Annotated in this window: 8 protein-coding genes and 4 pseudogenes; 5 read left to right on the top strand and 7 right to left on the bottom strand. The window is 67.3% G+C overall.

Features of this window, described 5'->3' with window-relative positions; all coding sequences use genetic code 11:
• Positions 1-194 precede the first annotated feature (194 nt).
• From GNX96_RS61195 to GNX96_RS18125, 3 genes and pseudogenes are all read right to left on the bottom strand, one after another.
• Entirely contained in the window at positions 195-1,007 is an 813-nt protein-coding gene (locus GNX96_RS61195) for a thiamine pyrophosphate-dependent enzyme (protein WP_313885695.1), read from the bottom strand.
• 178 nt (positions 1,008-1,185) lie between these two features.
• A pseudogene (menD, locus tag GNX96_RS61190) lies at positions 1,186-1,875 on the bottom strand (2-succinyl-5-enolpyruvyl-6-hydroxy-3-cyclohexene-1-carboxylic-acid synthase); the annotation flags it as partial.
• A gap of 37 nt (positions 1,876-1,912) precedes the next feature.
• Positions 1,913-2,872: pseudogene (locus tag GNX96_RS18125) on the bottom strand (o-succinylbenzoate synthase).
• Between the two features lie 36 nt (positions 2,873-2,908).
• Between GNX96_RS18125 and GNX96_RS18120 the strand changes: the two are divergent.
• Positions 2,909-3,833: pseudogene (locus tag GNX96_RS18120) on the top strand (1,4-dihydroxy-2-naphthoyl-CoA synthase).
• Here GNX96_RS18120 and GNX96_RS18115 read toward each other — a convergent pair.
• Entirely contained in the window at positions 3,830-4,225 is a 396-nt protein-coding gene (locus GNX96_RS18115) for a type II toxin-antitoxin system VapC family toxin (protein ID WP_163569008.1), read from the bottom strand. The pseudogene GNX96_RS18120 and the gene GNX96_RS18115 overlap by 4 nt on opposite strands.
• Positions 4,222-4,560, bottom strand: coding sequence for a type II toxin-antitoxin system Phd/YefM family antitoxin (locus tag GNX96_RS18110; RefSeq protein ID WP_163569007.1), 339 nt, complete (start codon positions 4,558-4,560; stop codon positions 4,222-4,224). The genes GNX96_RS18115 and GNX96_RS18110 overlap by 4 nt, the downstream gene beginning before the upstream one ends.
• 143 nt (positions 4,561-4,703) lie before the next feature.
• On the opposite strand from GNX96_RS18110, the gene menE reads away from it, so the two are divergent.
• Positions 4,704-5,954 (top strand): o-succinylbenzoate--CoA ligase, encoded by a 1,251-nt coding sequence (gene menE, locus GNX96_RS18105; RefSeq protein ID WP_279580707.1) that lies wholly within the window; start codon positions 4,704-4,706, stop codon positions 5,952-5,954.
• A 50-nt stretch (positions 5,955-6,004) separates the two neighbouring features.
• On the opposite strand, the gene GNX96_RS18100 is transcribed toward menE, so the two are convergent.
• Entirely contained in the window at positions 6,005-7,276 is a 1,272-nt protein-coding gene (locus GNX96_RS18100) for a sensor histidine kinase (RefSeq protein ID WP_279580706.1), read from the bottom strand.
• 58 nt (positions 7,277-7,334) lie between these two features.
• Positions 7,335-8,015: a response regulator transcription factor gene (locus GNX96_RS18095; RefSeq protein ID WP_163569006.1), complete on the bottom strand. Its 681-nt coding sequence runs from the start codon at positions 8,013-8,015 to the stop codon at positions 7,335-7,337.
• Positions 8,016-8,187: 172 nt separating this feature from the next.
• On the opposite strand from GNX96_RS18095, the gene GNX96_RS52825 reads away from it, so the two are divergent.
• The 3 genes and pseudogenes from GNX96_RS52825 to GNX96_RS63930 all read left to right on the top strand — a co-directional run bounded on the left by GNX96_RS52825 (position 8,188) and on the right by GNX96_RS63930 (position 10,836).
• Positions 8,188-9,261 (top strand): NAD(P)-binding domain-containing protein, encoded by a 1,074-nt coding sequence (locus GNX96_RS52825; RefSeq protein ID WP_279580705.1) that lies wholly within the window; start codon positions 8,188-8,190, stop codon positions 9,259-9,261.
• Entirely contained in the window at positions 9,195-9,782 is a 588-nt protein-coding gene (locus GNX96_RS52820) for a hypothetical protein (protein ID WP_279580704.1), read from the top strand. The genes GNX96_RS52825 and GNX96_RS52820 overlap by 67 nt, the downstream gene beginning before the upstream one ends.
• A pseudogene (locus GNX96_RS63930) lies at positions 9,779-10,836 on the top strand (alpha-hydroxy acid oxidase). Before GNX96_RS52820 ends, GNX96_RS63930 begins: the two are co-directional and overlap by 4 nt.
• The last annotated feature ends 571 nt before the right edge of the window (positions 10,837-11,407 follow it).

The following is an 11,407-nucleotide window of genomic DNA, read 5'->3' as shown; positions in this document are numbered from 1 at the left end:
GCGCACCGCACTCCCCCCGTGAGGTCAGAGAACTCGTCATTGAGATCCAGTGGAGGGAGCTGGAATTCCAACTCTCACTACACAGGAAGCTTTAAGCTAGCCCTAAGGTTGCGCGGTTGGCCGAACAATCTGATTTGTTACCCGAAAAGGCGAGCGAAGATCACCTATAAATCGGCATAAGGGGGACATATTCCCTAGTCGGTGGGATGGCCGGAAAGGGCGCTCGCGACGGCCGCCCGGATGCCCTTGTGAAGGTCCCTGAGACCCCTTCGGTCGGCGGCCACCTCGAGCACCCGCAACCCCCGGGACGGCGTCCGTACGGCCGCGGTCAACTCAGCCGCCGAACCGACACTGAGATGCGGTGTACGGGTGGCTGCGCAGAGCGCCCCGAGGTCGGCACCATGCGGAGTGCCGAAGACTCGCTCGAAGACATCCGCGTACGCCGGCTCGCCCTGCTCCAACAGCGAGAAGATCGCCCCGCCGTTGTCGTTGAAGACCACGATCGTCAGGTCCGGACGCGGCTCGTCCGGCCCGATCACCAGGCCGTTGCTGTCGTGCAGGAAGGTCAGGTCGCCGACCATCGCGAAGGTCGGCCGGTCGGAGGCGAGCGCGGCACCGACGGCGGTCGACACGTTGCCGTCGATGCCGGCGACACCCCGGTTGCTGAGGATGTCGATGTCCGTACGCCTCGGCGCGAAGTAGTCGACGTCCCGGACCGGGTTCGACGACCCACAGCACAGCAGGGATCCCGCCGGCATGGCGCTGACCAGGGCGGATGCGACCAGTCCACCGGACGGCCAGCTGCCCCGCAGACCGTCCGCGACGGCGTCGGCGGCGGCCTTGTCGGCCAGTGTCCAGGCCGGCAGCCACTCCGGATCCGGGTCGACCACCTGCACGTCGTGCAGGTCCAACACGATCCGGGACGCCGTGTGGAAGGGATCCGGCCAGCGCGGATCCGGCTCGACGGCGGTGACCGCGACGCCAGATCGGCGGACGAGCTGCGACAACGCACGGCCTAGCGTCGGCCGGCCGACCACCAGCACATGATCGGGAGCGACCCGGTCCAGGAAGCCGGCCTCGCCCAGCAGCCACGGACCGGCCGCGAGCGACCCGCCCCACGCGCGCGCCGGTCGGCTCGCTGACCAGCGGCAATCCGTACCCGGCGGCGAATCGCGCGGCGGCCTGCCCGTACCGGTCCGGAGCCTCGCCGGCGACCACCAGCGTCCGGCCCGGCAGCACCACCGGGTCCCCGACCTCGGCGTGCCGCAGCCGCGGCGGCCGGGCCCACGGCAACCCGTCGGCCCGTCCGACCAGCGAGTCTGGCCAGTCGTCGGCCGGGTCCTGAGCTGGTACCAGCGGGTCCCGGAACGGGATGTTGAGGTGGACCGGGCCCGGTGTGGTCGTCGCGGCTGTCGCCATGTGGATGGCCCGGCAGACCTGCTCCCGCCAGTAGCCGTTCTGGCTGTCCCGCCGGTCCGCTACCCCGAACTCGTGGAAATACCGTACGGACGTGCCATAAAGATGGATCTGGTCGATGGTCTGGGAGGCGCCGGTGTCCCGCAGCTCAGGCGGCCGGTCCGCGGTCAGCACCATCAGCGGCACGCCCGCGTGGTTGGCCTCCAGCACCGCCGGGTGCAGGTTCGCCGCCGCGGTGCCTGAGGTGCACGACACCGGCACGGGCCGGCCGGAGCGCTTGGCCAGACCCAGCGCCAGGAAGCCGGCGGATCGTTCGTCGATGCGTACGTGCAGGCGCAGCCGGCCAGCGGCGGCCGCACGGGCGAAGGCGAAGGACAGCGGCGCGTTCCGGGAGCCGGGCGACAACACCGCATCGGTCACGCCGGCGATGACCAGCTCGTCGACCAGCACGGTCGCCATCGCCGTGGAGGGGTTCAGCGACATGTCAGCCAGCCGTTCACGAGGTCACCGCTTCTACTGTCGTCAGGCGTTCGCGCCAGCGGTGGCTGGTGGATTCATCGGCGGCCGCGGCCGCCAGCAGAGCCGGGTCCGGCACCGGCCGGCGCACCTCGATCTGGCCGTTCACCGGCAGCAGCGGGTCGGCGACCACGTCCGCGGCCAGCAGGTGCACAGTGGCCAGCCCACATGCGTACGGCAGCTCCGGCAGCGCCGCCGCCAGCGCGATCCCAGCGGCGATGCCGATCGACGACGTCTCCAGCGCCGAGAGGACACCACCACCGGCAGCCCGATGCGCTGGGCGATCTCCAGGCAGGCCGCTACCCCACCGAGCGGTTGTACCTTCAGGACCGCGATGTCCGCCGCGTCCAGCGCGACCACCCGATAAGGGTCGTCGGCTCGTCGGATCGATTCGTCGGCGGCGATCGGCACGTCCGTACGACGGCGCAACGCGGCCAGGTCCTCGACGCTCATGCAGGGCTGCTCGGCGTACTCGAGATCGAAACGCTTGAGCTCCGAAAGTGCCTTATGAGCCGCGTCCAACGACCAGCCGCCATTGGCGTCCACCCGGATCCGGCCGTCCGGGCCGAGCGCGTCGCGGACCGCCTCCACCCGGGCGATGTCGTCCGCCAACTGCTCGCCGGGCTCGGCGACCTTCACCTTGGCCGTACGGCAACCGCCGGATGCTCGTACGATCGCGGCCGCCCTTTCCGGACCGACTGCCGGGACCGTCACGTTGACTGGAATATGCGTCCTTATGGGCGCTGGCCATCCGATCGATGTCAGCGGCCTCTCGAGCGGCGGCCAACCACGCCGCGGACTCGGTCGCGTCGTAATCCAGAAACGGGGAGAACTCGGCCCACCCGGCCGGCCCCTGGAACAGCATTCCCTCGCGGACGGTGATGCGCCGGAATCGCGCTCGCATGCCAATCGCATACACGGATAGTTGAGATGGCCCCACGAGTCGAGAGTACGTACCTGCGTTTAGGCTCGCTGAGTGGCTGCCCCTTCGGTCTCTGAGACCTTCGATACAAACGCGTGGCGTGTGGTGCAGGGCTTCGACTTTTCCGACATCACCTACCACCGCCAGGTGATCGGCGACACAGACGGCCCGGCCGTACGCATCGCCTTCCACCGCCCGGAGGTGCGCAACGCCTTCCGGCCGGAAACTGTGGACGAGCTCTACCGCGCGCTGGATCACGCCCGCATGACCTCCGACGTGGGATGCGTGCTGCTGACCGGCAACGGGCCGTCGCCCAAAGACGGAGGCTGGGCCTTCTGCTCCGGCGGCGACCAGCGGATCCGCGGTCGGGACGGCTACAAGTACGTCAGCGGTAAGGGCGAGGCGGTGGACCCGGCGCGGGCCGGCCGGCCGGCTGCACATCCTGGAATGCCAGCGGCTGATCCGGATGATGCCCAAAGTGGTGATCGCGCTGGTCAACGGCTGGGCGGCCGGCGGAGGACACAGCCTGCACGTGGTCTGCGACCTGACCCTCGCAAGCGCCGAACACGGAAAATTCAAGCAGACCGACACCGCGGTCGGTTCCTTTGACGGCGGTTACGGATCGGCGTATCTGGCCCGCCAGATCGGCCAGAAGCGAGCCCGGGAGATTTTCTTTCTGGGCCGCGAATACTCCGCCGAAGAAGCGTTCCAGATGGGCGCGGTAAATGCGGTCGTACCGCATGCCGACCTGGAGAAGGTCGCATTGGAATGGTCCGCGGAAATCAACAGCAAGTCGCCCACCGCGCAGCGCATGGCCAAATACGCCTTCAATCTCGTCGACGACGGATTGATGGGACAGCAGGTTTTCGCCGGCGAGACCACCCGGCTGGCGTACATGACCGAGGAAGCAGCCGAAGGCCGGGATGCGTTCCTGGAAAAACGCGCCCCGGACTGGTCGAAGTTTCCCTGGTATTTCTAGTTCACACCCGGGCTGACCACCCTTAGCCCCACCGCCCGAGCCGCCGCCGCCATGGTCTTGTCGTACGTGACGAGTTGCGATGCGCCAGCGACAATCGCGCTGGCAACATGCAAGGCGTCGAGCGTGCGCAGACTTCGGCTCGGAATCGCGGAGGCGGTGCGCGCGACCTCGTCGGTGACGGCAATTTCCTGGAATTCCCGCAACAGGCGGTCCCCCCAGGCCATCTGCTCTTCCGTCGCACCACGCATCAGCGTCCGTTGGGTCTCGACCATGCCAATCACGCTCGTGCCCAGCTGCGGCTGCCTGCGCAGATGAGCATTGAGATGCTCGGTCCACTCATGCGGAATGATGATCAACCGCAATATCGCCGATGCGTCCAGATAGGTGATCACAGCAGATCACGATCCGCTCTCGTGTAATCGAGCATCTCGTCGATCTCCTGCTGGGTCCGGATCGGGCCACTGTACGGCCGGGTTTCCAGCAACGCGACGATCTCACGCCCGCTGGCACCGCCCCCGCTCTTCGGCGGCCGAATAATGCCCTGGTCCACCAAGGCTTGGTGACGGTGTTCTTCTTCGTTCAGCGGCCGCATGACGGCGACGGCTTTCCCTCGGTTGGTAATCATGATCGCCTCACCTTCTTCGACCCGCTTGAGCAACGCCGCGGTGTCGTGCCGCAGGTCGCGGATGCCGATCGAGATCGCCGGATACACAACGTCGACACTCATAACTGTGTCATCTTTATGTTCATCAGCGGGAACTCCGCCGGCATGCTTCACCATGACTTCATGATGGCACCCCAACGTTACACCTTCAAGTGTGCAGCGATGACGCTCGCCCCGCGGTCGCCGTCAACGGTTAGCCTGGGAACGTGCAGAAGCGGCTGATCACCCTCACCGCGGCGAGTCCGGACGAGGTGGAAGGCACCTTGCTGCCGGCTCTCACCGCGGCGCTGAACGGCGGTCCGGCGGTGGCCGCGCTGCCGTCGGACCGAGCCGAGCGGGACCGGGCGCTCACCGCTATCCGCCCTGACCAGCGGCTGGAGCACTCCGACGAGGAGATCGCGCTGGTCGTACCCACCTCCGGATCCACCGGCGAGCCAAAGGCCGCGCTGCTGTCCGCTCGCGCCCTGCGCGCCTCGGCCACCGCCACCCACGACTTCCTCGGAGGTCCTGGGCAGTGGCTGCTGGCGCTGCCGGCCACCCACATCGCCGGCCTCCAAGTGCTGATCCGAGCCACCTTGGCGGGCACTTCACCAGTGCTTCTCGACCTTCGCGAGGGTTTCCATGTGTCGCACCTTGCTGAGTCACTAGCGACCATGCGATCGGGCAGGCGCTATGTGTCACTTGTGCCCACTCAGCTCCGCCGCGTACTGGACGCCGGCGGCCCGGCCACCGAAGCCCTGTCCGAGGTCGACGCCGTCCTGCTCGGCGGCGCGGCCGCTCCGATCGCCCTCCGCGAACAGGCCGCCGACGCCGGCATCCCGGTGGTGACGACGTACGGGATGACCGAGACCTGCGGCGGCTGCGTCTACGACGGCCAGCCGCTAACCGATGTCGATATCGACCTGGCACCCTCCGGCCGGATCAGCGTCGGCGGCCCGGTGCTGTTCAGCGGCTACCGGCTGCGTCCCGACCTCACCGCCGAAGTACTGGTCGGTGGCCGTTTCCGCACCTCAGACGTGGGTCAATGGTCCGCTACCGGCGGCCTGGAGGTGATTGGCCGAGCCGATGACGTGATCATCACCGGCGGCGTCAACGTCGCCCCCGCCGCCGTCGAAGCCGCCCTGGCGTCCTGCCCAGGCGTCTCGGAATCCGCCGTCACCGGCGTCAGCCACCCCGAATGGGGCCAGGTCGTCAATCGCCGTTCTCACCCCACACGCCGACGAGCCGACCCCGACGCTGGCATCCGTACGCACACACGTAAGCGCGCTTCTCGGCCCACACGCGGCACCTCGCGCGATCGCCGTCGTACCAGAACTTCCCCGCCTACCATTGGGAAAAATCGACCGCCAAGCGATCGCCGCCATCGCCGTCGAGCTGGGCCAAAAAGTCGACTCCTGACAAATCACTTGCGACCGGCCCGCTGCACAATCGGATTCCGATTGTGCAGCTCTACATAAGTGCCGCGGGCAGAGCGGCGAGACTTTCGCGTCCGTACGACAGCCGCAGCCTAGACAGCGCCGGCCAGTGGCACCTTTCCGCCGACCTCGGCCGCCGGCGGCGGCGGCGGCCTTGAGGGCCGAGGGCAGCACGACCGTGAAAGTCGCCCCAGCCCCCGGCGCGCCGGCAGCGGTGACCGAGCCGCCGCCATGCCCTTGGACGACCTCGCGGACCAGCGCGAGCCCGAGCCCGAATCGAATCGCCGGCCGCCGCCCGGCGGGCTGGACTGTCCGCGGGCGAAGCGTTCGAAGATCCGAGACACGTCCGCCGGCTCCAGGCCGACACCGGTGTCCCGTACGGACAGCAGCACGGCCCGGTCCCGCCGGCCCAGCTCGACGGCGATGCGGTCGCCGGCGAAAGTGTGTCCGAGTGCGTTGTCGACCAACGCGGACACCACCCGCCGCAGCGCCGGCTCGATGCCACTGACGACATAACGGTCGGCAGGATCGCGCAGGTGGAGGCTCAACTCCACTCCGGTCGCCTCGGCCCGGGCCGACTCCGCGGCCACCACCGCGCTGGCGACCGCGGCCAGGCCGACCGGCGGAGCCGTCCGGGCGCCGGTGCCACGCAGCTGCGCGGATAGCAACAGGTCGTCGATCACCGCGGCCATGTCCTCGGTGTCGGCGACCAGTTTCAGCACTTCGGCGTCGGCGGTCTCACGGGCCAGCAGCTGCGCGCGGACGCGGAGCCGGGTCAACGGCGTACGCAGCTCGTGGCTGGCGTCCGCGACGAACCGGGTCTGCCGGCACAGCGCGTCCTCCAGCGGCGCCATGGCGCGGCGGGCCAGCACCGTGCCGGCCACCACGGCTGCCACCAGACCAGCCAGTTCAGCGACGCTGAGCGCGGCATAGAGCCGCTGCCGTTCCTGCATCTGGTAGCGCAGGTCGATCACCACTTGTACGACCGAGGAACCGAGCCGCTGCGTGCCGATCAGGTAGTCCAGGCCGGCCACCCTCCGCTCCTGCACCTGGGTAACGCCCGTCTGGGCGACTTCGGCCATCACATCAGCGACCGGCAGCGCGATCGGCGCTCCGGGCGTACGCCGCAGCTGTGTCCCCTCGGTCGCGAACATCCACACGCAGGGCGGCGGGTGCTCGACGTCGCCACGAAGCGCGTACGCCTGCAGGTTCCGCTCGGCGTCCCGGTGCTGCTCCGCCAGCATCATGCCGACCGACAGCCCGCCGACCATCAGTACGACGATGGTGACCGCGCCGGCGAGCTGTGCGGTCAGCAGCCAGCGGGCCCGGCGCAGCACCGACAGGTCGCTCCTGGGCTCGGTCATGGCTCCTCCACCGGAAACTCGGCACCATCCACACACACGAGTGGGGCAAGTTCAGGGTTCACAGTTCGCCGAGCCGATATCCGGTGCCGCGGACCGTACGGACCACCCGGCGCCCGAGCTTTCGGCGGAGGTAGTAGATGTACGTGTCGACGATCGAGTCGGACGTGGCGTCGGTGAAGATCTGGCAGCGCAGTTCGGAGCGCAGATAGACGATGTTCGGGTGCCGGGCGAGCAGGTGCAGCAGGTCGAACTCGCGGCCGGACAGCGGCACTTCGGCACTGTCCGGCGGCCGGACCACCCGCAACGGCACGTCCAGCAGCCCGCCCCCGATCGCCAGCTGCGACGCGCCGCGCAGGTGCCGCCGGACGAGTGCGCGTACGCGCGCCAACAGCTCGTCGAGGTCGAAGGGCTTCACCAGGTAGTCCTCGGCGCCGGCGTCCAACCCGGCGATCCGGTCGCGCACCGATCCGCGTGCGGACAGGATCAACACCGGCAGGTCGACGCCCTGCCGGCGGATCCGGGTCAGCAGGTCCAGGCCGTCCACGGCCGGCAGGCCGCGGTCCAGGATCAACACCTGGTAGCCGCGGCTGAGCGCGAGGTGCAGGCCCTGCTGGCCGTCCGCGGCGTCGTCCACCAGGTAGCCCTCGGCCCGCAGCAGCCGGACCAACATGCCGCGCAGGTCCCCGTCGTCCTCGACCACCAGGACGCTGGCCGAGATGCCTTCCAGCATGTCACTCATCGTCCCCGCCCATATCTGCCTTGATACTCCCTCATTTCCGGTGAACAACGGTCTTCGGCGATTTCACCCATCCCCATATCGGATGTTTCCGACAAATAACACACCTCGTCGTTTCCTCAGAGATTTCTGAGAAATGCTGCTTAGTCTCCGCCTCGGACGTGAAAACAGTCAGGTGAGGGAGCGAACCGTGGTGGACGAGTCCCTGGACTACGTGGTGGTCGGTGCCGGGCCGGCCGGCCTGCAGCTCGCGTACTTCCTCCAGCGGGCCGGCCTGAGCTACCTGGTGGTGGAAGCGGGCAGCGGACCAGGCACCTTCTTCACCCGGTTCCCGCGGCACCGCAAGATGATCTCGGTCAACAAGGTGCACACCGGGTGGGACGATCCGGAGCTGAACCTGCGGATGGACTGGAACTCGCTGCTGTCGGACCAGGAAAAACTCCTTTTCACCCCCTACAGCGACAAGTTCTGGCCGAATGCGGACGTTTTCGTCGACTACCTGGCCAGCTTCGTCACCGAGTTCGACCTCAAGGTCCGTTACGACACCCGCATCGAACGCATCGAGCGGGACGGCGACTTCGTGCTGACCGCCTCGAACGGCGATTGCTTCCGGGCTCGCCGGGTGATCGTGGCAACCGGCGTGAGCCGGCCGTACGTGCCGAAGATCGACGGCATCGAGCTTGCCGAACAGTACGAGACCGTCTCGGTCGACCCAGACGACTTCACCGACCAGCGGGTGTTGATCGTGGGCAAGGGAAACTCCGCGTACGAGACCGCCGACAACCTGACCGAACGGGCCGCTGTCATCCACGTCGCCGGCCCACACTCGCAGAAACTGGCCTGGCGAACCCACTTTGTCGGGCACCTGCGGGCGATCAACGCCAACTTCCTCGACATGTATCAGCTCAAACTGCAGAATGCCGTGCTGGACGGCGCGGTCGAGAAGATCGAGCGCGACGGCGACGGCTATCTGGTGAGCATCCGCTACGCCCGACGGGACGTGCTCATGCAGAGCCGCTACGACCGGGTGATCTTCTGCACCGGATTCCGTTTCGATGCCTCAGTTTTCGCCGAGGACTGCCGGCCAGCACTGACCATCAGCGACCGGTTCCCGGACCAGACATCGGCCTGGGAATCGGTGAACGTACCGGATCTGTATTTCGCCGGCACGATCACCCAGGGATGCGCGATTTCAAGAAGTCCACCAGCGCCTTCATCCACGGTTTCCGCTATGGCGTACGCGCATTGAGCAACATTCTGGCCAGCCGGTACGAATCCCTGCCGTGGCCATCCCGGCCGGTGCCGTACGAGACCGATCCCGGGCTGCCGCTGGCGGACGCGATCATCGCCCGAGTGAGCCGGACTTCGGCGCTGTGGCAGCAGTTCGCCTTCATCGGCGACCTGATCACGGTTGCCGCCGATGGCTCGCTGACCTACCGCGAAGAAGTTCCGGTCGACCACGTCCAGGAAAGCTCGCTGCTCGAGGGAGCCGCCGAACATTTCGTCGTCACGCTGGAATACGGCGAAGGGCACGACGAAATTGATCCATTCGACATTGAAGCGGGACGCAATCGCGAAGGTGACGCCGGGCATGACCAGCGCTATCTGCACCCGGTCATTCGACACTGGCGTGGCACCGATCTGGTCGCGACCCACCGGATGGACGAGAACCTGGAGAACGACTGGGCCCGCGAGCGCAGCCACCGACAGCCGCTCGCGGCCTTCCTGTCCGCGCAGCTGGCCGGTCGCCCGGCCGCCGCCCAACCATGACCGTACCGAAGCTGCTGAACGTACGAGATTTCCAGGCGGCCGCTGCGCAGATCCTGGATCCGGTGCACGCCGACTACTTCGCCGGCGGTGCCCGCGACGAGATCACCCTCGCCGAAAACGAGACCGCTTTCGACCGGATTTCGTTGCTGCCCAGGGTTCTGCGTGGTCGGCCAGCTCCCGATCTCACTGTCGACCTGGTCGGCAGCCCCACGAGCATGCCGATTTTCCTTTCTCCCACGGCTTTTCACCGGTTGGCCCACCCAGAAGGTGAAGCCGCCACCGCACGGGCGGCCGCAGCTGCCGGTACGGTCATGATCGCGGCGATGGCGTCAACAGTGGCCGTCGAAGAAGTCGCCGCGCAGGGGGCACCGCCCTCTGGTTCCAGCTTTATCTCCAACCAGACCTCGCGTTCACCGAATCTGTGATCCAACGAGCGGCCGCGGCCGGCTGCCGGGCTCTTGTGCTCACCGTCGACTCGGCGGTGTTTGGCAGTCATGAGCGGGATAACCGGCATGACTTCCACCAACTGCCGGATGGTCTTCACTGCGAGAACATGCGCGATGCCGGCGAGGTCCGGCCGATCCAGATGTCACCGGAGTTTTCCTGGAAACATCTGCGATGGCTCCAGTCAGTCACCGATCTTCCGGTCATCCTCAAGGGAATCCTGCATCCGGACGACGCCATACTGGCCGTCGAACACGGTGCGGCGGCAGTCATCGTCTCCAACCACGGTGGGCGCCAACTCGACACCACCCCGGCTTCGATCCGGGCGTTGCCCGCGGTGGTACGAGCGGTCGGCGGCCGCATCCCGGTGCTGCTGGACGGCGGGATCCGGCGCGGCACCGACGTCGTCAAGGCGCTCGCATTGGGCGCCACGGCGGTCGGCGTCGGCCGGCCAGTCGTCTGGGGACTGGCTGTGGACGGGGGAAAAGGCGTCTCAGCCGTACTGGAAATCCTACGCGCCGAACTGGAACACACGCTGCTGTTGTGTGGTTATGGCTCCGTTCGGGAGCTGGTTGCTGGCCTTCTTCTGTTGCCTCCCGGGGAATACTGATGGCGATCATTGTTTGCTGCGTGGTCGCCGCGCTGGTCGTGATCGGCAGCTCGCCCTGGTGGCTGCCGGACATCGTGATCGCCCTTCGGAACCGGATTTTCGCCCGGATCAACGGCCCAGAAGGCCTGTTGGTGCCTGGACCACAGGTCACCGTCGAGCATTTTCGCCAGCTCTACGCACATCCGGCGGCGGACGGTCGGAGCAAGGGCGCCGGTTTGTCGGATCTTTTCTGGTATTGGTTGTGCCCCGGTCCGCAAGTACACCAGGAACACTTGGAGCCGGGCCCGCGCTACGACGATGTCGCCCGGACCACTCGGAAAATCCTGGCCCGGCCGAAAACCGAGGTCGAGGCGATGGTGACCACCGTCGTACGCGACTACCTCAAGGAACTCGACCTTCAGCGCCCCCGCGCGGTCCGGCTGCGCGAGCTGATGATGCCCATCTGGGCCGATTTCTACTACCAACTCGTCTTCGACGAACCGGCGCCACGGGCCGTTCGTCAGCTCATCGTCGACAACGCCAACGACGTCATCACCGCATTGAAATGCACCGGACTGCGCCACCTGGCGGT

Origin of the sequence: Fodinicola feengrottensis (assembly GCF_010993775.1) — a bacterium.
In the GTDB taxonomy this organism is placed as follows: domain Bacteria; phylum Actinomycetota; class Actinomycetes; order Mycobacteriales; family HKI-0501; genus Fodinicola; species Fodinicola feengrottensis.
The sequence above is the reverse complement of the archived record's forward strand: the minus strand, read 5'-3'. Positions and strand labels throughout refer to the sequence as shown.

Bases quoted from the DNA above. Each gene is read 5' to 3' on its own strand.
- GNX96_RS18100 (WP_279580706.1), bottom strand. From the start codon at position 7,276: ATGACCGAGCCCAGGAGCGACCTGTCGGTGCTGCGCCGGGCCCGCTGG.
- GNX96_RS18110 (WP_163569007.1), bottom strand. From the start codon at position 4,560: ATGAGTGTCGACGTTGTGTATCCGGCGATCTCGATCGGCATCCGCGAC.
- GNX96_RS18095 (WP_163569006.1), bottom strand. From the start codon at position 8,015: ATGAGTGACATGCTGGAAGGCATCTCGGCCAGCGTCCTGGTGGTCGAG.
- GNX96_RS52820 (WP_279580704.1), top strand. From the start codon at position 9,195: ATGCGCGATTTCAAGAAGTCCACCAGCGCCTTCATCCACGGTTTCCGC.